The 23,693-nt window shown below is 51.5% G+C and carries 26 protein-coding genes and 1 riboswitch; of the genes, 1 reads left to right on the top strand and 25 read right to left on the bottom strand.

What is annotated here, in order from left to right; translation table 11 throughout:
- Positions 1-11 precede the first annotated feature (11 nt).
- The 24 genes from lipA to AB3351_RS00100 form a co-directional block, all read right to left on the bottom strand.
- Complete coding sequence (gene lipA, locus AB3351_RS00215; RefSeq protein ID WP_371145096.1) at positions 12-887, bottom strand: lipoyl synthase; 876 nt, start codon at positions 885-887, stop codon at positions 12-14.
- Positions 868-2,379 (bottom strand): aminomethyl-transferring glycine dehydrogenase subunit GcvPB, encoded by a 1,512-nt coding sequence (gene gcvPB / locus AB3351_RS00210; RefSeq protein ID WP_371145095.1) that lies wholly within the window; start codon positions 2,377-2,379, stop codon positions 868-870. Before gcvPB ends, lipA begins: the two co-directional genes overlap by 20 nt.
- A complete protein-coding gene (gcvPA, locus tag AB3351_RS00205; protein WP_371145094.1) occupies positions 2,372-3,724 on the bottom strand; it encodes an aminomethyl-transferring glycine dehydrogenase subunit GcvPA in 1,353 nt (450 codons plus the stop codon). Before gcvPA ends, gcvPB begins: the two co-directional genes overlap by 8 nt.
- Positions 3,725-3,727: 3 nt before the next feature.
- Positions 3,728-4,123 (bottom strand): glycine cleavage system protein GcvH, encoded by a 396-nt coding sequence (gene gcvH / locus AB3351_RS00200; RefSeq protein ID WP_371145093.1) that lies wholly within the window; start codon positions 4,121-4,123, stop codon positions 3,728-3,730.
- Between the two features lie 16 nt (positions 4,124-4,139).
- Positions 4,140-5,258: a glycine cleavage system aminomethyltransferase GcvT gene (gene gcvT / locus AB3351_RS00195; RefSeq protein ID WP_371145092.1), complete on the bottom strand. Its 1,119-nt coding sequence runs from the start codon at positions 5,256-5,258 to the stop codon at positions 4,140-4,142.
- Positions 5,259-5,270: 12 nt separating this feature from the next.
- The gene (gene sdaAA, locus AB3351_RS00190; protein ID WP_371145091.1) at positions 5,271-6,155 is read right to left on the bottom strand and encodes an L-serine ammonia-lyase, iron-sulfur-dependent, subunit alpha; all 885 of its coding nucleotides are present in this window, start codon (positions 6,153-6,155) and stop codon (positions 5,271-5,273) included.
- A gap of 44 nt (positions 6,156-6,199) precedes the next feature.
- Positions 6,200-6,655, bottom strand: a complete 456-nt coding sequence (locus tag AB3351_RS00185; RefSeq protein WP_371145090.1) for a serine dehydratase beta chain — start codon at positions 6,653-6,655, stop codon at positions 6,200-6,202.
- Between the two features lie 21 nt (positions 6,656-6,676).
- On the bottom strand, positions 6,677-7,927 hold the full coding sequence (gene glyA, locus AB3351_RS00180) for a serine hydroxymethyltransferase (RefSeq protein WP_371145089.1): 1,251 nt from the start codon (positions 7,925-7,927) through the stop codon (positions 6,677-6,679).
- 173 nt (positions 7,928-8,100) lie between these two features.
- Positions 8,101-8,206, bottom strand: a riboswitch (glycine riboswitch).
- 128 nt (positions 8,207-8,334) lie between these two features.
- The gene (locus tag AB3351_RS00175; protein WP_371145088.1) at positions 8,335-9,666 is read right to left on the bottom strand and encodes a nucleobase:cation symporter-2 family protein; all 1,332 of its coding nucleotides are present in this window, start codon (positions 9,664-9,666) and stop codon (positions 8,335-8,337) included.
- A gap of 88 nt (positions 9,667-9,754) precedes the next feature.
- The gene (locus AB3351_RS00170) at positions 9,755-10,930 is read right to left on the bottom strand and encodes a M20 family metallopeptidase (RefSeq protein ID WP_371145087.1); all 1,176 of its coding nucleotides are present in this window, start codon (positions 10,928-10,930) and stop codon (positions 9,755-9,757) included.
- Positions 10,931-10,933: 3 nt separating this feature from the next.
- Positions 10,934-11,566 (bottom strand): DUF1989 domain-containing protein, encoded by a 633-nt coding sequence (locus AB3351_RS00165; protein WP_371145086.1) that lies wholly within the window; start codon positions 11,564-11,566, stop codon positions 10,934-10,936.
- 12 nt (positions 11,567-11,578) lie between these two features.
- On the bottom strand, positions 11,579-12,262 hold the full coding sequence (locus AB3351_RS00160) for a cyclase family protein (RefSeq protein ID WP_371145085.1): 684 nt from the start codon (positions 12,260-12,262) through the stop codon (positions 11,579-11,581).
- Positions 12,263-12,273: 11 nt separating this feature from the next.
- On the bottom strand, positions 12,274-14,091 hold the full coding sequence (gene ade / locus AB3351_RS00155; protein ID WP_371145084.1) for an adenine deaminase: 1,818 nt from the start codon (positions 14,089-14,091) through the stop codon (positions 12,274-12,276).
- Positions 14,092-14,093: 2 nt separating this feature from the next.
- On the bottom strand, positions 14,094-14,369 hold the full coding sequence (locus AB3351_RS00150) for a EutN/CcmL family microcompartment protein (protein ID WP_371145083.1): 276 nt from the start codon (positions 14,367-14,369) through the stop codon (positions 14,094-14,096).
- Between the two features lie 15 nt (positions 14,370-14,384).
- A complete protein-coding gene (locus AB3351_RS00145) occupies positions 14,385-15,131 on the bottom strand; it encodes a hypothetical protein (protein ID WP_371145082.1) in 747 nt (248 codons plus the stop codon).
- Between the two features lie 6 nt (positions 15,132-15,137).
- Positions 15,138-15,422 carry a BMC domain-containing protein gene (locus AB3351_RS00140; protein WP_371145662.1) on the bottom strand — a complete coding sequence of 95 codons (285 nt, stop codon included), beginning with the start codon at positions 15,420-15,422 and terminating at the stop codon, positions 15,138-15,140.
- A 30-nt stretch (positions 15,423-15,452) separates the two neighbouring features.
- The gene (locus AB3351_RS00135) at positions 15,453-15,941 is read right to left on the bottom strand and encodes a BMC domain-containing protein (RefSeq protein WP_371145081.1); all 489 of its coding nucleotides are present in this window, start codon (positions 15,939-15,941) and stop codon (positions 15,453-15,455) included.
- 13 nt (positions 15,942-15,954) lie between these two features.
- A complete protein-coding gene (locus AB3351_RS00130) occupies positions 15,955-16,878 on the bottom strand; it encodes a hypothetical protein (RefSeq protein ID WP_371145080.1) in 924 nt (307 codons plus the stop codon).
- Between the two features lie 20 nt (positions 16,879-16,898).
- Positions 16,899-17,159: a BMC domain-containing protein gene (locus AB3351_RS00125; protein WP_371145079.1), complete on the bottom strand. Its 261-nt coding sequence runs from the start codon at positions 17,157-17,159 to the stop codon at positions 16,899-16,901.
- A 19-nt stretch (positions 17,160-17,178) separates the two neighbouring features.
- The gene (locus AB3351_RS00120; RefSeq protein WP_371145078.1) at positions 17,179-18,519 is read right to left on the bottom strand and encodes a UbiD family decarboxylase; all 1,341 of its coding nucleotides are present in this window, start codon (positions 18,517-18,519) and stop codon (positions 17,179-17,181) included.
- 21 nt (positions 18,520-18,540) lie between these two features.
- Positions 18,541-19,107 carry a UbiX family flavin prenyltransferase gene (locus tag AB3351_RS00115; protein WP_371145077.1) on the bottom strand — a complete coding sequence of 189 codons (567 nt, stop codon included), beginning with the start codon at positions 19,105-19,107 and terminating at the stop codon, positions 18,541-18,543.
- A 42-nt stretch (positions 19,108-19,149) separates the two neighbouring features.
- Positions 19,150-19,743 (bottom strand): cysteine hydrolase family protein, encoded by a 594-nt coding sequence (locus tag AB3351_RS00110; protein WP_371145076.1) that lies wholly within the window; start codon positions 19,741-19,743, stop codon positions 19,150-19,152.
- A 38-nt stretch (positions 19,744-19,781) separates the two neighbouring features.
- Complete coding sequence (locus tag AB3351_RS00105) at positions 19,782-21,254, bottom strand: dihydroorotase (protein WP_371145075.1); 1,473 nt, start codon at positions 21,252-21,254, stop codon at positions 19,782-19,784.
- A gap of 316 nt (positions 21,255-21,570) precedes the next feature.
- Positions 21,571-21,924 carry a Na-translocating system protein MpsC family protein gene (locus AB3351_RS00100; protein ID WP_371145074.1) on the bottom strand — a complete coding sequence of 118 codons (354 nt, stop codon included), beginning with the start codon at positions 21,922-21,924 and terminating at the stop codon, positions 21,571-21,573.
- Between the two features lie 206 nt (positions 21,925-22,130).
- Between AB3351_RS00100 and AB3351_RS00095 the strand changes: the two genes are divergently transcribed.
- Positions 22,131-22,601 carry an NUDIX domain-containing protein gene (locus tag AB3351_RS00095; RefSeq protein WP_371145073.1) on the top strand — a complete coding sequence of 157 codons (471 nt, stop codon included), beginning with the start codon at positions 22,131-22,133 and terminating at the stop codon, positions 22,599-22,601.
- Positions 22,602-22,658: 57 nt separating this feature from the next.
- Here the strand turns inward: AB3351_RS00095 and moaA are convergent, their stop codons facing one another.
- On the bottom strand, positions 22,659-23,669 hold the full coding sequence (moaA, locus tag AB3351_RS00090; protein ID WP_371145072.1) for a GTP 3',8-cyclase MoaA: 1,011 nt from the start codon (positions 23,667-23,669) through the stop codon (positions 22,659-22,661).
- Positions 23,670-23,693: the final 24 nt, after the last annotated feature.

Genomic DNA, 23,693 nt, shown 5'->3' with positions numbered 1-23,693 from the left:
CGATTCAATCGTTATACGGATGCGGCCTGCTCAGCCTGTTCATGCGCATGGTACGAGCTGCGAACCAGCGGACCGGACTCTACGTGAGAGAATCCCATCTGCTGCCCCCTTTGCTTGAAGTCTGCAAACTCAGCCGGCGTATAATATTTCCTGACAGGCAAATGCCTTCTCGTCGGCTGCAAATACTGCCCCAGCGTCACAATGTCACAGCGGACAGCCTGCAGATCCTCCATTGTCTGAAAGATTTCGGAATCCGTCTCACCAAGCCCGACCATAATGCTTGATTTGGTAATCTGCTCAGGGCGGATCCGCTTGGCCTCATAAAGCAGCGCAAGCGACCGGTCGTACTTGGCACGGGCACGGACCTGATCCGATGACCGTTCTACGGTTTCGATATTGTGATTGAGTATATCCGGCGCAGCGGCAAGTACAACGGCAAGCGCCTCCCAGCTACCGCCAAAGTCGGGGACGAGCACCTCTACATTAGTACGCGGATTTTTTCTGCGAATTGCCTGAATGGTGGCCGCAAAAATCGATGCTCCGCCATCCCGCAGGTCGTCCCGGGCTACCGATGTGACAACAACGTGGCGCAGTCCCATCTGCTGTACGGCAAGCGCGACCTTCTCCGGCTCCTCCAGGTCCAATTCGGTGGGCAAACCGGTTGTGACCGCACAGAAGCGGCAGGCTCTTGTGCAGATCTTCCCCAGAATCATAAACGTGGCCGTACGGTTGCTCCAGCACTCATAAATATTGGGACACTTCGCCTCTTCGCATACGGTATGCAGCTCTTTGCCCCGCATGATCGCTTTTAGTTCTTTGAATTGTTCCGTAGTATGAAGCGTAATCTTCAACCAGTCCGGCTTGCGCTTAGTTTCGTACGAGCGCATGCATACCGCCCCTTTCCTCCTGGGCCTGTGCGTCCTCTTTCTTATAGCGCAGTACTGGCTTTCTTGCCGCTTTTACTTCATCTAGGCGGGAGAGCAGCGTCGTATGCGGCGCTTCCTGTACAATCTCAGGATTTTCCTCCGCTTCTTTGGCAATACGGATCATCGCTTCAATAAACTCATCAAGCGTTTCTTTTGACTCGGTTTCCGTCGGTTCGATCATCATGCATTCCTCAACAATCAACGGGAAGTAAATCGTTGGTGGATGATAGCCGAAATCCAGCAGACGTTTGGCGATATCCAGCGTGCGCACACCCAGCTTTTTCTGACGGCGGCCGGACAGAACAAATTCATGCTTGCATACGCGGTCATACGGTACATCATAGTAAGGCGCCAGTTTGCGCATCATATAGTTCGCATTCAGTACCGCTTCCTGCGAGACGCGAAGCAATCCTTCCGGTCCGTTGGAACGAATGTATACAAATGCGCGCAGCAAAATGCCATAGTTGCCATAAAAGGCCTTGATGCGGCCAATCGATTGCGGAATGTCATAATTCAGACGATACTTTCCTTCTTCCTTCACTACCTGCGGACGGGGCAAAAATGGGACCAGCTGCTTTTTCACTCCTACAGGACCTGCTCCCGGGCCGCCGCCGCCATGCGGGCCGGTGAATGTTTTATGAAGGTTAAGATGCACCACATCAAAACCCATGTCTCCCGGTTTCACAATGCCTAAAATGGCGTTGGCGTTCGCTCCATCATAATAAAGCAGGCCGCCCGCTTCATGTACGATGGAAGCAATTTCTACAATATGCTCTTCGAACAGGCCCAGCGTGTTCGGATTGGTCAGCATGAGGGCCGCTGTATCCGGACCAACTGCCTGCCGCAGCTCTTCCACATTTACCAGACCGTGTTCATCCGAGCCGATCGTAACTGTCTCCAAACCCGCCACGGAAGCGCTGGCCGGGTTTGTGCCGTGCGCTGTATCCGGAATGATCACCTTGGTTCGCTTCTCGCCCCGGCTTTCATGGTATGCACGAATCATCATCAGCGCCGACCATTCGCCCTGCGCCCCGGCTGCTGGCTGCAGCGTCACCTCATCCATGCCAGTGATTTCCGCCAGTTCATTCTGCAAATCATACAGGACCTGCAATCCCCCCTGCACGGTTTCTTCCGCCTGGTACGGATGAATTTTTGCAAAGCCGGGGTACCTTGCCACATCCTCGTTAATTTTTGGATTGTATTTCATCGTGCAGGAACCGAGTGGATAAAAGCCAGAATCGATGCCATGGTTGCGGTTGGACAGCTCGGTATAATGACGCATGAGCTGCAGCTCGGAGACCTCGGGCAGCTCGGGCGGCGTCTGGCGCAGGTAGGCTTTTGGTACGATGCTCTCCGCTGCAACCTGCGGCACATCACATGCTCCGATGCTGTACGCTATCCGTCCTGGGCGACTCATTTCAAAAATCAGCGCTTTGTCTTTGTTCTTATCCACGTCCTGCCTCCTCCAATCCTTCCACCAGGGAATCAATCTCTTCTTTTGTGCGGGCTTCTGTTACCGCAAGTAGCATATGGCCGCTCCATTCCGGATAGTCCCGCCCTAAATCATAGCCGCCGACAATCCTTCTCTGCAGAAGACTACGGTTGATCTCGGCGACAGGCTGCGGTACTTTCACTACAAATTCATTGAATACCGGGGCAGAAAACGCACTACTATATCCGCCCAATTTTTCTACTTGGCTTTTGCAATATTGCGTCTTCTGCATATTCAGCAGGGCGATGTCCTGCACTCCACGCTTTCCTAAAGCTGACATGGCAACCGATGCCGCCAGCGCATTCAGCGCCTGATTGGAGCAAATGTTAGATGTCGCCTTCTCGCGGCGAATGTGCTGTTCGCGCGCCTGAAGCGTGAGCACAAATCCCCGGCGTCCTTCATGATCTGTCGTCTGTCCAACAACGCGCCCCGGAATTTTGCGCATGAGGCTTTCCCGAACCGCAAAGTAGCCGCAGCTCGGACCACCGAACTGCATCGGAATCCCGAACGGCTGCGCATCACCGACCACGATGTCGGCGTGAAAGCTCCCCGGAGGTTCTAAAATACCGAGGGCCAATGGATTGGAACTGACCACAAACAGACCTTTGTGCCGATGGGCGATGCCTTCAATTGCTGCGAGATCCTCCACCGATCCGAAAAAATTCGGGTACTGAACAAGAACCGCCGCAACGCTCTCATCCATCGCCGCTTCCAGCGCGTCGATGTCAGTCACTCCGTCCTTTGTTCCGATTTCTACAACCTCATACTCTTGTCCTCTCGCATTTACCTGCAGAATGGCCCGCGCTTCTGGGTGTACCGCTTTTGAGACGAGCACTTTTCTCCCCTTCTTGCCACCAACGGCGAGATTGGCCGCTTCGGCAAGTGCTGTCGGACCGTCGTACATAGAGGAGTTCGCCACCTCCATACCGGTTAATTCACAAATCATTGTTTGAAATTCAAAAATGGCCTGCAGTTCTCCCTGACTGATCTCCGGCTGGTATGGCGTATATGCCGTGTAAAATTCGGAACGGGAAATCACATGATTGACGGTGCTGGGAATGTAGTGATCGTATATGCCTGCGCCTAAAAAGTAGGCATACTCACCCGCGTGCACATTGCTTCCGGCCAGCTGTCCGAAGTGCCGCACAATCTCCAGCTCCGACTGCGCCTTAGGGATAGCAAGCTCTCCCTTTACTCGAATGCTCTCTGGAATGTCCGCAAATAAATCTTCGATGCTCGTAACACCAAGAAAGGAAAGCATCTCCTGCCTGTCATCCTTCGTCATGGGAAGGTATCGATAATTCACGATTTACGCCTCCTCCGCAATAAACGCTTCGTATTGTTCCGTGTTCAGCAGGGCTGCCAGCTCGTCTGCTTGGTGCAGCTCAACGACGATCATCCAGCCGCTTTGATACGGATCGGTGTTGATGATTTCCGGGCCGTCTTCAAGCTCCGCATTCACTTCTACTACGCTCCCGCTGACCGGTGCGTATAGATCAGAGACCGCTTTAACCGACTCAATCGTTCCCATGCTTTCATGCGCCTGGATCTCGTCACCCACAGCCGGAAGCTCGACAAACACGATATCCCCCAGTTGATGCTGTGCAAAATCCGTGATGCCAATTCGTACCCGCATCCCGCTTACCTTCTCCACCCATTCGTGTTCCTTGCTGTATAAAAGATTTGCCGCTACTTTCGTGCTCATCCGCTTCTCCTCCTACTTATCGTTTATAAAATGGTGTTTTTACAATTTTGGCTTTGATTCGTTTTCCGCGTATTTCTACGTCCACCTCTTGATCAATAACCGCCTCATCGCTTTGAAGCAGAGCCAACCCCAGGTTCTTCTTTAGCGTCGGGGATTGTGTCCCTGATGTAACATGGCCGATCGGCTCGCTCGCCTGGTCTGAATCGGCCGGATACACCAGGTAGCCGCTGCGCGGAATGCCGCGACCCACCATTTCAAGGCCAACCAGCTTGCGCGGCACCCCATTCTCCTTTTGCTTGCGGAGCGCTTCCTTTCCGATAAAGTCATCGTCCTGATCCAGCTTGACGGCAAATCCAATCGATGCTTCGAGCGGGCTGATATCTTCGCCCAATTCCTGACCGTAGAGCGGCAGACGCGCTTCGAAGCGCAGCGTATCCCTTGCACCAAGCCCGCATGGAACGACACCTTCCGCCTCGCCTACAGTCAGAATCTCCTCCCATAATGCCGGAGCCTCCGCCGCTGGCAGGTACAGCTCGAATCCGTCCTCGCCTGTATAGCCGGTGCGCGATACCAGCACCTTCCCGCCGCCAAGCTCGACATCTTTATAAAAGCGGAAGGGCTTAATCTCGGATAAATCAAACGCCGTCAGCATTTGCAGCACCTTTTCCGCCTTCGGACCCTGCAGGGCAAGTAGCGCTACCTGATCCGAAATGTTTTTGATGATGAGGTCCGGGTCCTTCCGTTGATCCAGCATCCACACAAAATCTTTGGAGATATTGGACGCGTTAACGACGAGCATGTATTCATTTTCTTCCATCTTATATACAAGCAGGTCATCCACCGTTCCTCCGTGCGGATAGCACATGGCCGCGTACAGGGCCTGATTCTTTTCGATGAGGTGAATGTTATTTGTAATGAGCGATTGAATGAACGATGCAGCATTCTTCCCTTTAATGATGATTTCGCCCATATGCGACACGTCAAACAATCCGGCTCGTGTCCGAACCGCCTGGTGTTCTTCTATGATGCTCGTAAATTGAACCGGCAGCTCCCAGCCGCCGAAATCGATCGTCTTTCCACCATATTTGGCATACAGCGGAAACAAAGACGTTTGTTTAACCGTATGAGTTTGCATATGATCGCCTCCTTACACTTTTGCACCTGACATGATGCGGTCTTTAATCTTCTGTCCGGTCGGCGTGATCGCAAGGCCGCCCCGCGCCGTCTCCCGCAGCGATACCGGCATCGTTCTGCCGATGTCGTACATCGCAGCAATCACTTCATCCAGCGGAATGCGGCTGGTAATACCAGCTAGGCCAATATCGGCCGCAGAGAAGGCGATCGAGGTGCCTATCACATTGCGCTTGATGCACGGCACTTCCACCAGCCCGGCAACCGGATCGCATACGAGGCCCAGCATGGATTTGAGAGCGACCGCTGCCGCATGAACCGCCTGATGCGGGGTACCGCCGCGAAGCTCAACGATGGCCGCAGCAGCCATCGCTGTAGCCGATCCTACTTCCGCCTGGCAGCCGCCCGCAGCCCCCGATATAAAGGAGCGGTTGGCGATGATATAGCCGATGGCGCTCGCCGTAAACAGTCCCATGACTAGCTTTTCAAATGAAAGATTGGCATTTTCATATAAGGAGAACAAGCAGCCAGGAAGAATGCCTGCCGAACCAGCTGTCGGCGTGGCGACAATGACACCCATGCGCGCATTGGTTTCCGATGTGGCAAACGCGAACCGCATCGCATCTGTAATCAGACTGCCTGATACATACTGTCCCTGTTCCTTGTATACACCCAGCCGGTATGCATCGCCACCGGAAATCCCGCTGGGCGCAGAAGAAGCATCGGACACGCCAGCGTCAACCGCCTCTTTCATTTTGATTAGACGCTCTTTCATTTTGTGGATGATCGCCTCTTTTGGCTGACCGGATGTTTCCGCCTCTAATGCAAGCATCCAATCAGCAAGACCCTCATTCATACGCTCACAGTGCTCTACCAGCTCTTCAATCGTTTGAACCGCCATCCTGCTCCCTCCCTTCCGTTATATCTTCATGCATCCGTATCCTGCTACGTATAGGAAGAATCCAGCAGCACATCAAGCGCTTCCCCATCAATGGAAAAAATCTTCGATGTGCCGCCGCCAATGGATACACCGCCCACTTGAAAGGCTCTGTCATCCTTTTGTGCCGTAACGATGACCGTGTTCGGATGGTCATAGTAGGGGCAGTCCTCTTCCATTTGAAAGCGAATGTCTATGTTCTTCTCCTTCGCTAGATCAAGCGCAGAGCGGATTTGTGTATCATGTGTGTCCAGTCCAAGCAGGCCGCCTACAATCGCTTTGTCTGTTCCATGCCCGCGATACGTCTCAGCGAAAGAGCCGTAGAAGGTGACCTCCGCCCGGGTCGGTGGGCCGTGCAGCAGGTCGTGCACGAATTTGCCGATCAGCACAACCCCTGCCGTATGTGAGCTAGACGGACCCACCATAATGGGACCGATAATATCGAAACAGCTGCTGTATGCCATATGTTCTTCCTCCTGCTGCCTTTATTTAACGGATACTTGTTCGTACAGCGGATTCGCTTCACAGAGGTCGGCGACGATTTGGCGCGCCTGCGCAATGGCTTCCTCGCTGCCTTTACTTTTCAGGACGAGCGCAATCGCCCGGCCAACGGCGGCCATATCGTGCTCATCCATGCCGCGTGTAGTAACGGCTGGCGTACCGATGCGAATGCCGCTGGTAACAAACGGACTTGCCGTATCGAATGGAATGGTGTTCTTATTCACCGTAATATGGGCTTCTTCAAGAAGGGCTTCCGCTTCTTTTCCGGTTAACCCCCACGGCCGCACATCCAGCAGGACAAGGTGATTGTCTGTTCCGCCGGACACGAGTGCCGCCCCTTCTGCAAGCAGCGTGTCTGCTAATGCTCCCGCATTTTTTACTACCTGCTGCGCATACTGCGTAAAGCGCGGATCAAGCGCCTCTTTAAATGCGACCGCCTTGGCCGCAATTACATGCATAAGTGGGCCTCCCTGAATACCAGGAAAAATAGCTTTGTTTATGCCCTTGGCAATCTCTTCATCGTTTGTGAGAATGATGCCGCCGCGCGGTCCACGCAGTGTTTTATGGGTCGTGCTCGTTACAACATGCGCATGCGGCACCGGGGACGGATGCAGCCCTGCCGCCACGAGACCGGCGATATGAGCCATATCCACCATAAAGTAGGCGCCCACTTTGTCGGCAATGGCGCGGAAGCGCGCAAAATCAATGATGCGTGCATAGGCGCTCGCCCCAGCGATCATGAGCTTCGGCTTTTCACGCAGCGCAATCGTCTCCAATTCATCGTAATCAATCAGGTGGGAGTCCTCTCGTACACCGTACGCTACCACATTGAACCATTTCCCTGAGATGCTTACAGGGCTTCCATGCGTTAAATGACCGCCATGTGAGAGATTCATGCCCATGATCGTATCGCCCGGCTGCAGCAGTGAAAAGAAGACCGCCATGTTGGCCTGCGCTCCTGAATGCGGCTGCACATTCGCATACTCGGCTCCAAATAGCTGCTTGAGCCTCTCGATCGCCAGCCTCTCTGCTGCATCGACGAATTCACAACCCCCGTAGTAGCGCTTTCCGGGATAGCCTTCCGCGTATTTGTTGGTCATCACCGAACCCATCGCCGCCATAACCTCTTCACTTACAAAGTTCTCTGAAGCAATCAGCTCCAGTGTGCTGTGCTGCCGCTTTCGCTCCTTCTCAATGGCCTCGTAAATTTCCGTATCGTGCTCATGTAATGCCATTTCTACCCCGTCTCCTTTCATCATGTGTGTTCTATCTTTCTTTTTTGCATAACAAAAAAGGACAAAAGAAAGATAGAGATGATTCTACCTTTCCTCTGTCCTTTTACCTGAGAGATTATTTCCGCGTAGGCGGAACATTCCCCTTGGGTGGCTGATCGCTCTCTCCAGAGGTGCGTCCTATTGTGGTTCGCTTTACCTGAGAGTTTATCTTCTACGGATTTTTTAGAAGTTGCTCCTTCGGTGCCGAATGGTTTATTCGGTCTCTCCCACAACAGTCATTCGCCGTTATATAGTTGATGTGCTGTCACTATCCACATGGTACTATATAGGAAAGGTAAATACAATAATATTTAAAATATTTTTTATATTTGTATCATTCGATTGCAAGTGTTCAATCGCCTTAGCCTTTACGAGACGGATTCAATGGAATGCTCGGACTTCAATGCTTCAATCGTCTCCTCCATGCTTTCCTTGCCGACACCATTCAGTATGAGGTTAAGCAGAATGGCCGCAAAACTGCCCGTAACGATACCGCTTTCTACAATCAAGCGGATGCTTTCCGGAAGGTTCGAGAACACGACCGGCGCAATCGATACGCCCAAGCCGAGGCCCACCGATGTTGCTACAACAAGCATATTTTCTACCTTGTGAAAGTTTACGGTCATAAGCTGGCGAACCCCCGATGCCATCACCATGCCGAACATCGGGATCATTGCTCCTCCTAATACCGCATTCGGAATGATCGTGGTCAGCGCAGCGACTTTGGGCAGCAGGCCGAGAAACATAATGATAAAGCAGGCAGCTACCACCACCCGTTTCTTTTTCACACCGGTGAGCGCAATGAGACCGACATTTTGTGAATAGGTTGTGTAGGGGAATGCCTGAAAAATACCGCCTACAACCTGTGCCAATCCTTCTGCCCGAAGGCCGCGTTTTAAATCTTTTCCGTCAATCTTTTTGTCGCATACTTCAGCCAGGGCAAAAAAGACACCGGTGGATTCAATCATGCTTACGATCCCGACCAAGACCATGCTTACAATCGCAGCAAAATGAAAGGTCGGCATACCAAAGCGGAACGGCTCAACCATATGGAACCACGAGGCTTCCTTTACAGCAGAGAAGCTTACCAAGCCCATAAAATACGCGATGACCGTACCGATAATAAGAGACAGCAGCACCGAAATCGTTTTCATATATCCGGTAAAGAAACGGTTCATCAGCACAATAGAGAACAGCGTAATGCCGGCCAGTATAAGGTTGGTAAGGCTGGCATAGCCCGGCGTATCCGGCTGCCCTGTAATGTTGCCCATGGCTGCGCCAATCAATGAAGTACCGATAATAATCACGACCGAGCCGGTGACGACGGGAGGGAAAAAACGGATGATTTTGTCCATAAACTGTGCCAGAATGGCAATGATAACACCGGCCGCAATAATCGCTCCGTAGATGGCGGTGATGCCCTGCATCTGTCCGATGGCGATCATCGGTCCGACTGCCTGGAAGGCACATCCCATGAGGATGGGCAGCCGGATGCCAAAGTATTTTCCACCGATCACCTGCAGCAAAGAAGCGACACCGCATGTAAACAAATCAATCGAAATCAAATAAGCAATTTGCTCTGGGGTCATGCCGATCGCCGGTCCGACAATAAGCGGTACAACCACTGCACCCGCATACATGGCCAGTACATGCTGAAAACCGAGCGTTCCTACTTTCCAGATATTCAATCCTTCTCCCATAGAGAATTCCTCCCCAAATTTGAAAGGTATGGATCTGACGTGCGCGCTGTGCTCACGGTTTTCAGATCCTGAGGGCATATCGGCAGGACTATTTTGTTTGTGCTTGCTTTATCGGTGCGGCAGTTTCATTCTTTCCATTAAGAAAGCGGATGGCAAGTTCTTTATAAAATGCAATAGAACGCAGATAAGCAGGTACAGCCACCCATTCATCCGGCTGATGCGCGAGCTTCTCATCACCCGGTCCATAAATTAGCGTTGGAATTTTGCTGTGCGGGTTCAGCACAGAAGCATCCGTATAATACGAGACCCCGGCACATTCGCTCTCCGCAAGCCCTTTTAGCGAGAGAGCGGTCTGAATGAGCGAAGCATGAGGACTTGTTAGAACAGGTGTACGATTCAACACAACACTGCACTCAGCTCGAAACGACGGAAGGCTGGCAGCAAGCTCGTCAAGCTTGGCATTCAGCTCGCGAATGAGAGCGTCATGGGATTGGGGAGGAATGCTGCGAATATCTACGTGAATGAAGCACTGATCCGGAATGACATTCGTTTGGATACCGCCGCCGATTTGGGTAACCGCCATACTGCTCGATCCAAGCGGTGCCTGTTCGATGCGCCACTCCAACTTGAATGATTTAATGAGTCGGATCACATGAGTCATGTAATCGATGGCATTGATTCCCTGATCCGGCATCGATCCGTGTGCAGTTTTGCCGTACGTTTTGATTTCCAGCCAGAGCGCGCCTTTATGACCGATGACAACCTTCTCGTTCGTCGGCTCACCAATGACGATCGCATCGATGTCCTGCATGCCCATCACATCCTGATAATGACGCGCCCCGCAGCTGTCCACCTCTTCTCCGGCGGTAGCCAAAAAAACCAGATCTCCATTAAGCTTTACCCCTTCCGTATGCAGCTCCTCGATAGCAAGCAGCATGGCAGCCAGCCCGCTCTTCATATCAGAGGCTCCGCGGCCGTATAGACGATCCCCTACCAGCTCGCCGCTATACGGCTCGTACGTCCACGGCTGTTTTCCCGGTGATACCGTGTCGATATGGCCGCAGAACATAAGTGTTTTTCCCTTCGCACCTGTCCCCTGTAGGCGAAGCTCAAAATTGCTCCGGTTTCCATCCACCATCGTCACGCTTCCGCGCAATCCTCTGCTTTCGCAGCGCGCGGCCAGCATTCTGCTGATCTCATGTTCATTTCCGGGCGGATTGGATGTATTGACCCGGAGCAATTCTTGTAAAAACGAAACAGGCATATCCTATCTCCTTCCCAGTACCTGAAGCTTTAGCGAGGTAACTTTAAAGCCGTTCACAGGCGCCATATCCTGCGAGCACGTGGAGACAGCAACGATGACATCCTCCATCGCCTTCAGCTGCACATAATCACCCGGCTTTGAGCGCGGCTCTTCAATTATATAGTCCCAATTTTCATCCAGCTGATTGTTCATAAACCAGTTAATCGGATCGGGGACAGGACGGTCCACGCCGAATGCTGCCATCGCTTTTTTTAAATTGTCATGGCAGTTCGGATGGTTCTCATCATCGAAGTCGATTTTATAGCGCCAGTAATCACAGGCCGGAAAAAAGAAATCATGCCTGCCTACCGTATCTTTGACCATCTGCATTAACGGTCTGCGCTTATTGCTGTATAAGTAGTCTCCTTCTTTTAAACGGATGCTGCTCAGCGAGGCGCGCATATGCACAGGCGAAACGTGTTCATCATGATCGGATGTGTGAAAGCAGACGAAGTCGCCAACCTGCTTGCCCTCCATATCAATAATGACCAGCTCTTCTCCCTGACGGACGAGCACGCTGCGCCCATCATACGGCGGAATGATTACTTCTTCTTTCACATACAGATCGCCTGATGTTTGTGTTTGCATACGATTCATTGTCGTTCCCTCCTAGTCCATGAATAGAGCCACAGCGCGGATTGGAGATCCTGTTCCTTTGCGAATTTTCAGCGGCAGACCAAAGTACAAAAAGCGCTTGCCCGCGACTTTATCAAGGTTGCATAAATTCTCTGTATTCGTCATTTGATATTCGCGGCAGATCAAATGACCCGAGTATTTCGTATCCTTCGGATGATCGATGGCAGGCGCATCAATCCCGATATTTACCACCCCCCGTTTTGCCAGCCATTCTGCAGCCCTGTAGCTCAGACCCGCATGGCGCGTCAGCCACTCGTCCGTGCCGTATGACCGGTTAAAATGGCCCGTATACAGCAATACGATATCGCCTTGATCGATCTGAAGCGAATGCTTCGATACCGCTTTCTCCAGATCCTGCGGCTCAATATAGTCATCTTTGGAGACATGGGAAACATCGAGGCATACGGCAGGCCCATAAAAATATTCCATCGGCATTTCATCAATGGTCGGACCGCTCGGATCATATTCATAAATCGCATCGCTGTGCGTTGGGCCGTGTTCGTTAATAATCAGCGTATTGGTCGCAAATTCAAAACCGATCTGCTTTTTCGATTCTTCATGGGTGATATGCCGGTAGACCATCGTTTTTGGATGCAGAGGAAATACCGGCATTCCATGATAAATTTCCTGTGTTAAGTCAACAAGTCGAAATCCCATCTTCATCCCCCCTATGCGATCACAGTCGGAATGACCGTGTATGTATCCACCTCAACCAATCCCATGTCGGTGATCTTCCATTCCGGACTTGTTACGAGGGATACGAAGGATAGATGCATGAACGGAACATGAATGCCGCATCCCAGCTCTTCTTTCGCCAGGCGGTGCAGCTCGGCGATCTTCTCGCTCATCTCTTCACCGCTCAGCTCATCGGTCATCAATCCTCCCACACGCAGCGGAAGGTCACCGACCACTTTGCCGTCCTTAATCATGGCGATCCCGCCATCCATTGCAATAACCCGATTGATCGCGGTCAGAATGTCCTCATAATTCGTACCGCATGCGATAATGTTGTGCGTATCATGTGCGACGCTCTCAGCGATCGCTCCCTCCTTGATCTTAAAGCCGTGCGCAAACGTTTTGCCGATATTCAGGGTACGGCCATGGCGCTCGACAACAAAGATTGGCAGAACATCCTGCTGCAGGCACGGCTGCACTACGCCTTCCTGCACCTGAAGCGAAAATTCCTTTTTCCCGGTCAAATTTTGATCGGCGATAACTTCAAGCGCTCGCACACGCGCCTGTCTGCCGGACGCCTGGATATACAGGTCCCCAATTTTCAGCGGCTTGCGTTTGATTGAGTTTTTTACGGTATCCGGATACGTATATCTCGGCATATCGATAGTGAGGCTGCCCTTCTCGGCCACCTTTTTTCCGCTGATGTACACCTGGTCAATCGTCATCTGCGTTAGGTCACTGATCACAGCAATATCTGCTATTTTCCCCGGAGCAAGAACCCCAATATGCTGGAAGCCAAAGTGTGTCGCCGGATTGATGGTCGCCATCTGAATCGCCTCTACCGGATCGACTCCCTGGGCAATCGTCCGCCGCACAATATCGTTCATATGACCATATTTGAGCAGATCCTCCGGCACCATATCATCCGATACGAGCACGGCACGACGTGAATCCATTCCTTCTTCCGTAATAGCCCGAATGCATTCCGCCATATTGCGCTGCGAAGAGCCTTCGCGCATAAATACGGTGATGCCGTAACGCAGCTTTTCGATCATCTCTTCCTTGCCGGTCGTTTCATGACAGGACACGTGAGCGCCGCCGCTAATAATGTGTGCGGCTAAATCCTCTCCATAAAGGCCCGGACAATTTCCTTCGACCGTCTTTCCGATGCTTTTGGCAAAGGCAACCGATGCAAGCTGATCGGTAATGATCTCCGGGGCATGCTTGAATACCGGCCGCACGTTTGCGAAGCCCTGAATCTCGCCGATTCCCTGCACATACGGATCGCTCAGCAATTCTTCCATGTCCTTTGAATTCACATCATAGCCCGCCGTTTCAAGCCCCGGCACATCCGGCGTTAAGCAGGGGACCGTATACAGCACGCGATTAGGCAGTGTTTTTGCTTCATCAATCATCGCCTTCATACCGACAACACCCAGCACGTTGCCAATCTCATGCGGGTCGGCAATCAGCGTGGTCGTGCCGGTCGGGATGGAGAGACGAGAGAATTCGGTAACGGTAAGCATCGCACTCTCAAAGTGCATATGCGAGTCGATAAATCCGGGGGCAATAAACTTGCCTGTCATCTCTTCAATTACGGTCGCAGGCCCAATCAACCTGGACGCATCACCGACCATCAGAATGTGCTCCCCTTTGATTGCTACGTCCGCATTATAAATCTCACGGGTAATTACATTGACGAAATAACCGTTTCGCAGAACAATGTCCGCATATTGATTTTCATCAAGTAACGTATCAATCAGCTGCCGCCACTGCATGACCTGTTTCAATGTCTTTGTACGTATGCTCATATTCAACCTCCGCGATCAATCTCCATATTATCAATAATTCCAACGATGGCTGCATCGATTGGAGCCTGATTGTTGCGGACTGCTCTTGACGCCATGCTCCCTGTCACATAAATGACTCTCTCGCCAATGCCCGCTCCCACCGTATCCACGGTAACGATCGGCTGTCCCGCCAGCTCCCCGTCCAAATCCATCGGATGCGTAATCAGCAGCTTTGTGCCGGTTAACTGTTCATCTTTTTTGGTGGACGTAATGCGGCCGATCACCAGACCAATGTTCATGCGCTTTCCCTCTCATCATGTAAGGATTTCGATGCCATACTCCCGGGCAAGATCCCTTGCCAGCGGTGTGACAATCGCATGGGAAGATGTACGGATAACATCCTGACGCGCACGGTGCGCTTCTTCTACTTCCTGACGCGCAATGACGGGCGCCTGCCGCTGCTTTTGCTCCGTCCGCTTCAGCCATCCGGCCACCTCGCCGGCCTGCAGCAATTCAATCCCATATCCACGCAGCTTCTGCAGCCGGGACTTCATTTCTGATTTAAGGAGCGGCGACATGCGGTCATATCCGCGCTGCGCCCAGGCCGGCTGATATGGATCAGCACCTGCCGCCACCGCGCCGACCTTCTTTCCCTGATACAACGCTTCCAGAATTAAACGGGAAAACAGGTGCTCCTCATCAAAATCCAGAATTTTCTTAACAAGGGAGGCAGGAAGTACCGGAATCAAGAGATAGGAATAGGCTGCGTGCTTCTGTCTCCACTCACTGACCCTCGTGATGTCGTCTATCGCTGTTTCTCTCGCCAGTGCTGGAATCGAACGCTGCTCCAGCACCTGATCATCCACAATCATGCGTACCCGGACTCGCGCCTCTCTAACCTCCTGCAGACACCGGATTCCTTCCTTTGTGCCCACCATGCTGTACGAAAGAAGAGTCAGAACACCGGGATGGAGACGCTCTAACTCTTCGGTTTTGTTACGGTAAAGCAGTGAGAGCAAAACGTTCTCCAAGAGAACGCTTTGCATACGTTCCTGCTTCATTCATTTTTACTCTCCTTTTCTATCAAGCAGAGCGCGCTCCACTTCGCTGTGCGGTCTTGGGATCACATGAACGGATACCAGCTCTCCGACACGGCTGGCTGCGCTCGCGCCTGCATCTGTGGCTGCTTTGACCGCGCCTACATCCCCGCGCACCATCACCGTGACAAGACCGAAGCCGATTTTTTCATACCCGCAGATCTCCACGTTTGCCGCCTTTACCATCGCATCCGCTGCTTCCACCGCACCAACCAATCCTTTTGTTTCCACCAATCCTAATGCTTCGCCCATGATCATGTCTCCCATCATAAATTTTTCACTCAATTATTCCATCTTGGTGCTGTCATTGATCGTATCTGTTTTGCTTTCAATCCTGCCCGGTGGCTCCACCGCATCCTCTTTTTTTGAGGACGCTTTGCCGGTACGTTTTTTTTCAAAAGCAGCATCCTTTGGCGCCGCTTTTTCTGCTTCCGGGATGGAGGCCAGCTCGTTTTTCTGCTCTTCTTTTTTCGGTGCTGCCAGAGAGAACAGGGGCAGAATCTTATCATTTACTTCTTGATGTGTGCGCGCAATTACATGTGTCGCAATAACATTGCCCACTTTTTCCGCCTCCATTTTTCCAGCTTCCACAGCGGAACGAACCGCTCCCACATCACCGCCTAACTGAATGGTCACACCGAGCGTCCCTTTGACCCCGATCACCCGTTCTACGCCTAAAAGCTCCACACTTGCTGCCTTTAACGCAGCATCAGCGGCGGAAACTGCGGTGGCATAGCCCTCCGTTTCAATCAGACCCAGTGCGTATAGCGCCATATTTCTCCCCCTCTTACACTAGCAATTGTTCCATGTCCTGCTTGATCTGCTGCATGGCGCTATCAATGAACGCGGGTTCCCCCGAGAGCAAAAGCTCATCCTCTCTTATCTCATACGAGAGTGCGAGAGCAGGGTTGTTTGCAAAGCAGCGTTCAATAAGAGCCACACTATTAAAATAGGAAACGCCTTCCCATAGAACCACACTCGGGCCATGGGATAGATTCAGCTGTTGTTTGAGCCAGGAAGACGGCTGCGCTGCCTGATACATTTTGCTTCCCTGAATCCTTCGCCTGTTCAAGTCGCGGTAGGCCGTCTCCAGCATGTGCCGAAGTCCGGCTTTGTTCTCTGCGAATAGCAGCACAGCTTCCGGAAGCACTTCACACGTTACATCCGGCAGGGACGCTCGCCAGTCGTCCAACAAAAACAGCAGACCGCTTCCTCCCTGTCCTCTTGTAATCACTCCGGCCGACATCCCACCTTGATCCTGCATGCTCAGCCGTTCATCTGTACGGGAAGCACCCGCAGGATAAAACCAAATGTATTCTCCTTCTTTTGTTTTTCCGATAAGCTGAGGGGCTTCAGCGGCAGAAGCTCCGTCCAACCGTCCTGAATGGCGCTGGGCAACTTGCGAAATGGCAAGCCGCTGCAGCGCAGACATTTGATCTTCTTTGAAATCGCCTGCTTCCCTGATGGCAGCGGTCGGTGCCGCGCTGCGAACCCCGTTGTTCGCAGAACGCACAGAAGAATCAGGGGCAAAACTGCCAAGGCGGCTTTGCTGCTTTTGCTTTTGATAGTTGGGACGATACAGATTCAGAAGAGAAACCGACTGTCCCGTGCTTCCTGCTGCCGAAGCAGGCTGCTCATTTCCCTGCACCCGTTCGCGCTTTCTGCCTTTGTGAAGCACTTCCTCAATAATGCTCTTCATCATGTCAGCCAACTCATCTCACCTCCTCTGACTTATAGCATCCTGCTCAGGTCTCCATGCGGGCGTGGAATTACATTGTATGAAATAAGCTTATCGCTTCCGTCATACATGGCTTTGCCTGCCTCAATGGCTGACTTTACCGCACTGACGTTCCCTTCAATAATGACGCAAACCAATCCGGAGCCCACCACTTTCATATCAACCAGGCGAGTATGGGCTGCTTTAGCCATCGTGTCTAGCGAAGCGACGGCCGGCACCAGACCTCTTGTTTCAAGTAAGCCGATTGCTTCCATTGCTTATTCACTCCCAGGGTTAGAGGTAATCTTGTATATTGAAAGAGGAGGGAACCGGAATGGAAGTACGTATGAAGCGTTCTTTCTCTGACAACGGATACGTGGCATCCATCCCCATTTTCGCTGTAACTCCTCGTAAATTATGCGATGGCTCTAGGGGAGATCCCTTCGCGCCAGGAACGATAAATACATCAAGATCAGCCTGCATGCGCGTGCCGATGGCCCATTCTACATCCGCCGGGTCAAATATATCGATGTCCTCGTTGACAACGATGGCAAGCTTCAAATCTTTATCACTTGAAAAGGCGGCCAGCAGCGCCTGCTTGGCGTCGCCTTCTGTTTTCTTTTCAATCTGAATGATGGCATGAAGCCGCGCGACCGCTGTAGCGGTAACATGTACGGCAAGCACGTTAGGTACCGTCTGGCGCACCGCATTAAGAAGATTAGCTTCACGCACGATGGACATCGGAATCCGTTCTTCAAAGCTTGAAGGGAAAATCGTCTGTGCAATCGGATGATTCTGGTATGTAATGGCCGTAAATTCCATCACCGGATTTTCTTCCACTACACCGTAGTATCCGCCCACTTCGCCAAACGGACCTTCAGGATAGCGCTCATGCGGTAAAATTCTGCCTTCTAGTACGATTTCCGCGTCGGCAAGCACGTCTATGTCTACGGTTTTACACTGCACTACCGGAAGCGATGTGCCAAGCAGCGCACCTGCAACATCAAGCTTATCCGCATGATACAGATGGGTACTGATTTGCGAGCTTAAGACAACCGCTGGTACGACACCGAACATGACCGCTACTTCAAGCGGCTGGTTTCGATCCTCAAGCGCTTGGTACTGCTGGTTTAGCTCCGGGGACGTGATACAGATCGCGCAGCGATTGCCGCCAAGATACTGCATGCGCCGGATGGAGGTATACCGTTTGATACCGGATGGATCCTTGACGACCATGACACCGGAAACGAAATACGGACCTGCATCTTTGGCATGGTAGGTCGGAACCGGAAAAAATTCATCAATAGAAAATTCACCGAGCGCCACATTGTCATGGACCGGACCTACCGACATCTTTGTCGTAGGAATCGGATTGACAATCGCATCAATTAGCTTCGGCACCAGCTGATCCGGCGTAATCCCCATCGAGTCCGCCATCGTGGTACGATCTCCACCCAGGCCGGCTACCATCGGGGTGCTGTACCCCTTTACCTTCTCAAAATAAACGGGCTGCTTTCCTTCCCAGGCATTAATAACAGCCCCCAGCTCATAAAGCGGATCTACCTCTTTTTGAATGTGAATGAGCTGCTTTGTACGATCCCAATGATCGATAAGTTTTCGGATGGAGGTGTTCATACTTGGCATCTACTCCGTCATTTATTGTGTGAGAGGCGTCTCTCTCCACCTTGCCATCAGGTCATGCTCAATATCGAACGCATCAAGAATGCGTGCGACAATGAAATTGACAAGCTCCCAGACCTCTTTTGGACGATGGTAAAATCCTGGAGCGGCGGGCATAATCATAGCACCGGCCTTGCTGAGCTTTACCATGTTCTCGAGATGGATAAGGTGAAGAGGCGCTTCCCGCGGAACTACAATTAATTTCCGCTGCTCTTTCATAACAACACTGGCTGCCCGGCTCATTAACGTATCTCCTACGCCGTTTGCAATCGCGCCTAGCGAATTCATCGAGCATGGAACAATCACCATGCCGTCCGTCTTTACAGAACCGCTGGCAATGGCGGAGAAAAGGTCGCTATTATCGAGTACGGTCGCATACTCTTTCAGCACATCTGTGTCGATGCCGCACTCGAACTTCATGACTTTTCTCCCCATTTCCGTAGCGATAACATACGTTTCTACCTGTAAATGATGCAGCGCGCGAACCAAGCTATAGGCGTAGAGAGAACCGCTCGCACCGGTAATTCCCACGATCAGTCTCATGTGAACGCGTCCTCTCTATGCAGCTGTATGACAATCTGCTTTTTATACCGAAACGTTTGTTTCTTGATCAGCAAGCTTTTGCTGCATTTGTTCGATGTATTCATCGGTGGAGCATACCTGACCGAAAATACCGATGTCACGTAATCCCGACTCGTGCATGCTGTTGTCCTGGGAGGCTGTGCCGTCGCTGATGCATACGACATTATAGCCGTGATAGAGAGCATCCGATCCGGTGCTGCGCACGCATACATTTGTCCAGACGCCGGTCAGCACGACAGTGTCAATCTTTTCTTCGCGGAGGAACAGGTCCATATCCGTATAAGAGAATGCGCTGTGGCGGCGCTTTTGCACCACATAATCGCCTTTATCCTCTTCCGGACGCAGCTCCGGTATGAAGTCCGCTCCCCATGTTCCGCGAACCGCATGAACCGGGCGAACGCGGAAGTCCGCGTCATTTTTGCGGTGCCACTCCTGTACGTGGATGACCTGGATATTGTTTTCATGGGCAAACTCGATCAGGCGCTGGATGTTCGGAACGATCTCTTCTCCCGCTTCGCAGCGCAGCGGCGCTTTTGGCCCGATAAAGTCATTTAGCATATCAATAATAACAATCGCGTGTTTATCTCCTCGCAGCATTGAACTCATTCCCCCTGGTTAAAAAATTTAGATACGGCTTATAGCTGAACGCTTTCTTTCTTTTGTGTATTTTGCTGCACTGCCCGACTCTCGTTGGACTTGGTCAGGTTAATGACAGCATCAAGGTGCTGTGTGCTCTGACGTTTTACGAATTGACCGTATCCTTCCTGGCCTACGATGCCTTTTCCGTCTTCATAAACAACATTTCCGCGCACGATCGTCATCACCGGCATACCTTTGAGCTTAATATCGTGAAGTGGATTGTATTTAGCCATCGAGAATGTTTCTTCCTGGTTAATGACATGCTCCTTCTCCAGATCGATGATGGTGAAGTCGGCGTCGCTGCCGATCTCTATCGCACCTTTCTTCGGATAAATGCCGTAATGGATGGCGGCGTTGCGGCTGGTCACTTCCACGAAGCGGGACAGCGACAATCTTCCCTTGTTCAAGCCCTCACTTACCAGAATCGGCACCATCGTTTCCACGCCCGGAATGCCCGGGAAGCTGTTCCAGATGTCCGAATCGGCTGCTGCTTTTTCCGTCGCAATCTCATATGGAGCATGATCGGTTCCGACAAAGTCAATCGTGCCATCTGCAAGCGCCTGCCAATGGACCTCATTGTCCTCGACACCGCGCAGCGGCGGAGCGATTTTAGCGTACGTGCCGTGTTTTGTCATGGAATCCTGCGCATTCAGCATCAGGTAGTGCGGGCATGTTTCGGAGGTAACTTTTACCCCACGCTCCTTCGCCTTGCGAATCAGCTCCGCCCCTTCTTTCGTGCTCATATGCACGATATGAGCGCGAGCGCCGGTTTCTTCCGCGTAGCTGATGATCAATTCAATGGCTACCTTTTCCGCCAGCGACTTACGCGCTTCCGCCCATGCCGGACCATCCATTCGTCCTTCTTTTTTAAGCTTCTCTGTGTAGAAGCTGCAAATATCATAGTTTTCCGCATGTACACCGACCGGAAGCCCCGTCTCTGCCACCTTGTAGAAGATCTCCAAAAGTTCCGCATCCGATACTTTCGGGAAGGTCGGAACCGATGGGGTCATGTAGGACTTGAATGCGACAACCCCCGCTTCCACCTGGCCCCATACATTATCCAGCAGGCCTTCACGTACGTCTTCGCCTGTCATGCCCCCCCAGAAGCAGTAATCAATGTATGCCTTATCCTTGATCGGATCGATTTTGGCATAGAAGCTTTCTTCACTGCGTACAGAAGGCTTGCTGCAGCACGGCATATCAATAATCAATGTTAATCCGCCTGCCGCCGCCGACATCGTACCCGTAGCGAACGTTTCACGGTGGGTAAAACCCGGATCCATGAAGTGGGTGTGCGGATCGATACACCCTGGCACAACCAGTTTCCCTTCCAAATCGATCACGTTTTTGGCCTGTAGACCGTTGATGGAAGGGACAAAGCCCATGATCGTTCCGTTTTCGACTAGAATGTTCGTCAGGACCTGTCTGTCCCCCTGGGGAATATTCGCGTTTTTTAAAATCAAATCCATTTTGTTTGCTCCCTTCGTTTTTGTATCTTTATCAAACAGGGAGAAAAGAGGAGAATGCCGCGCCATCTCTGCTGCGTACAGCCTCTTTACTCTACTGTTGATGAAAACAGGTTGTCGTACTACGGAATTCCTACGTGGGCCTCACCTCCTTTAAGAGAATAAAAAAAGCCGTAGGAATAGAAAGAGTTCTTCTATTCCTACGGCTTCTATGTTTCCGTAAACGAAAACGCTAGCGGCCGTCTTCAATTGTCACGCTGCAGGAGGTAGCATGCCACCCTGGCACCCCAGCCCCGGCTATTGAAAACGTTCTGTTTATTTATTGTCGGTCCAGATAAATGACCGTCACGGCTAACTCAGTTTCAGGATCATAGTCTTTTAAAACAGTACGGATTTTCAAACCGAAATCTTTCTCGATTTGCTCCTTGAGTCGGGTCTTAAACTCCCGGATCAAGGCGGCGTCCACATGAATTGTCAGATCGTCAAACCTTCCTTTAAGGATGGTTAACCCCTGTACTCTTTTATGTTCGCCATAAATTACAATTTTATCTTCCAGCACGTCGATTTGCTGCTTCCGCACCCCTACTCCATACATCTCTTGATTGATGCTGTTGTAGAGCTGCGTAACCCTTCGTTTAAAGAGATTATCGTGCTGAAGCAGTGCGGAATTCATTCGCCTGTCACCTCATCGACTGGTAGACGCTACGCCTGTAACCGCATAGCGATTTAGTATATTTTTAATTTATCAGAAAAGTTAGTTTGTGTCAATTTAATTGTCGAAATTTTTTTATTATTTTTGTAGGTTCTTTTCCTGCGCCTGTTGAAGCCGCGAATGTTCTCGCTTACAATGATGGAATATAAAGAAAAGAGAGGGCTGCTATGAATATACGAACATCCGCAAAAGCGCTCATCATCGAAGACGGACACATTCTGCTCGTTAAGATGAAAGACGAGCGGGGCATCTTCTATATCATGCCCGGAGGTGGCCAAAACCACGGAGAAACGATCCCGGAAGCGTTACAAAGAGAATGCCAGGAAGAGCTGGGAACAGCTGTCGAAATCGGACCCCTTTTTTTCGTGCGTGAATACATCGGCAAAAATCATGAAAACGCTCAGCTGCATACAGAAATTCATCAGGTGGAATTCATTTTCTCCTGTCGTGCCATCTCCGATCCCGGAAGTCCGATCCATCCGGATCAAGGTCAAATCGGTGCCGAATGGCTCCCGCTCCATGAGCTTGCATCATACCGGCTGTACCCAAAACAGATTGTCCCGATCTTGTCTGCGGTTCTCACCAGCAGACAGGAAGACGATGAAGCTATTCCCGCCTACATTGGGGATATGAATTAAACGATAGTCATACAGGCGAGCCATGCTGCGAGAGGCAAGGCTCCCTGATCCGCTTCCCTATCCGCCAATATACGACATTTCCACCTTTTTTCTGCCCTGCTGCTCTTCCCCCTGCTCCCGACGATCTTCAGAATAACGGTCATGACGCCCCATCCAAATTCTACAAAGCACCGCCTTGATCTCTTCATCTGTCGCAGGGGAACGAAGCAGCGCGCGTATATCATGTCCCCATGCAGCAAACAGACACGTATACAGCTTGCCTTCAGAAGAAAGACGCAGCCGGGTACAGGTAGAACAGAAAGCATCTGTAACTGAAGAAACGATGCCGATTTCTTTCTCCGTTCCCCTATAGCGGTATCGTGTCGCCACTTCCCCCATATAATTCTCTTCGATCGGATCAATGGGCAGCACCCCGTGAATCCGATTCTGAATCTCCTGTTTAGAAACGACATGCTCCATGCTCCAACCGTTTGTATTCCCCACATCCATATACTCGATAAAGCGGAGAATATAGTCTGTCTCTTTGAAATGCGCGGCCATAGCAAGAATATCGCTGTCATTGCTTCCTTTTTGAACAACCATATTTACTTTTACCTTCATGCCCGCCCGTGCTGCCGCTTCCATTCCTGCCAGCACGGAAGCGACCGGGATGCCCCGCCCGTTCATGATGCCAAACCGCTGATCATCAAGAGAGTCAAGGCTCACAGTAACCCGGGACAGGCCTGCCTCCTTCAATTCTCCGGCATACTTTGGAAGCAGCACCCCGTTTGTCGTCAGAGCGATGTCTTGAATTCCCTCGATCGCGGCCAATTTTTGAATCAAACGAGGCAAATCCTTGCGAAGCAGAGGCTCTCCCCCCGTCAAACGGACCTTGCGTACACCCTGGCAGGCTAGCAGCCGTGTAATTCGTTCAATCTCTTCAAAGGTTAGCAAATCTTTTTTCGGCAGGAATTCGTAATCCGGTCCAAAAATTTCTGGCGGCATGCAATATCGGCAGCGAAAATTGCAGCGGTCGGTTACAGAGATACGGAGATCCCGTAAAGGTCGTTGCAAAGAATCGGTCAGCATAGCGGCCTCCTTCTCATCCATAGA

Source organism: Aneurinibacillus sp. REN35 (assembly GCF_041379945.2).
In the GTDB taxonomy this organism is placed as follows: Bacteria; Bacillota; Bacilli; order Aneurinibacillales; family Aneurinibacillaceae; genus Aneurinibacillus.
The sequence above is the reverse complement of the archived record's forward strand: the minus strand, read 5'-3'. Positions and strand labels throughout refer to the sequence as shown.

Bases quoted from the DNA above. Each gene is read 5' to 3' on its own strand.
- glyA (WP_371145089.1), bottom strand. From the start codon at position 7,927: ATGGCATTACATGAGCACGATACGGAAATTTACGAGGCCATTGAGAAG.
- moaA (WP_371145072.1), bottom strand. From the start codon at position 23,669: ATGCTGACCGATTCTTTGCAACGACCTTTACGGGATCTCCGTATCTCT.
- AB3351_RS00175 (WP_371145088.1), bottom strand. From the start codon at position 9,666: ATGGGAGAAGGATTGAATATCTGGAAAGTAGGAACGCTCGGTTTTCAG.
- AB3351_RS00145 (WP_371145082.1), bottom strand. From the start codon at position 15,131: ATGAAGCAGGAACGTATGCAAAGCGTTCTCTTGGAGAACGTTTTGCTC.
- gcvT (WP_371145092.1), bottom strand. From the start codon at position 5,258: ATGCAAACTCATACGGTTAAACAAACGTCTTTGTTTCCGCTGTATGCC.
- AB3351_RS00170 (WP_371145087.1), bottom strand. From the start codon at position 10,930: ATGCCTGTTTCGTTTTTACAAGAATTGCTCCGGGTCAATACATCCAAT.
- AB3351_RS00150 (WP_371145083.1), bottom strand. From the start codon at position 14,369: ATGAACATTGGTCTGGTGATCGGCCGCATTACGTCCACCAAAAAAGAT.
- AB3351_RS00135 (WP_371145081.1), bottom strand. From the start codon at position 15,941: ATGGCGCTATACGCACTGGGTCTGATTGAAACGGAGGGCTATGCCACC.
- AB3351_RS00105 (WP_371145075.1), bottom strand. From the start codon at position 21,254: ATGGATTTGATTTTAAAAAACGCGAATATTCCCCAGGGGGACAGACAG.
- AB3351_RS00125 (WP_371145079.1), bottom strand. From the start codon at position 17,159: ATGGAAGCAATCGGCTTACTTGAAACAAGAGGTCTGGTGCCGGCCGTC.
- AB3351_RS00115 (WP_371145077.1), bottom strand. From the start codon at position 19,107: ATGAGACTGATCGTGGGAATTACCGGTGCGAGCGGTTCTCTCTACGCC.
- AB3351_RS00160 (WP_371145085.1), bottom strand. From the start codon at position 12,262: ATGGGATTTCGACTTGTTGACTTAACACAGGAAATTTATCATGGAATG.
- lipA (WP_371145096.1), bottom strand. From the start codon at position 887: ATGCGCTCGTACGAAACTAAGCGCAAGCCGGACTGGTTGAAGATTACG.
- ade (WP_371145084.1), bottom strand. From the start codon at position 14,091: ATGAGCATACGTACAAAGACATTGAAACAGGTCATGCAGTGGCGGCAG.
- AB3351_RS00165 (WP_371145086.1), bottom strand. From the start codon at position 11,566: ATGAATCGTATGCAAACACAAACATCAGGCGATCTGTATGTGAAAGAA.
- AB3351_RS00100 (WP_371145074.1), bottom strand. From the start codon at position 21,924: ATGAATTCCGCACTGCTTCAGCACGATAATCTCTTTAAACGAAGGGTT.
- sdaAA (WP_371145091.1), bottom strand. From the start codon at position 6,155: ATGGCGGTTCAAACGATTGAAGAGCTGGTAGAGCACTGTGAGCGTATG.
- AB3351_RS00095 (WP_371145073.1), top strand. From the start codon at position 22,131: ATGAATATACGAACATCCGCAAAAGCGCTCATCATCGAAGACGGACAC.
- gcvH (WP_371145093.1), bottom strand. From the start codon at position 4,123: ATGAGCACGAAAGTAGCGGCAAATCTTTTATACAGCAAGGAACACGAA.
- AB3351_RS00185 (WP_371145090.1), bottom strand. From the start codon at position 6,655: ATGGCATACAGCAGCTGTTTCGATATTATCGGTCCCATTATGGTGGGT.
- AB3351_RS00110 (WP_371145076.1), bottom strand. From the start codon at position 19,743: ATGCTGCGAGGAGATAAACACGCGATTGTTATTATTGATATGCTAAAT.
- AB3351_RS00120 (WP_371145078.1), bottom strand. From the start codon at position 18,519: ATGAACACCTCCATCCGAAAACTTATCGATCATTGGGATCGTACAAAG.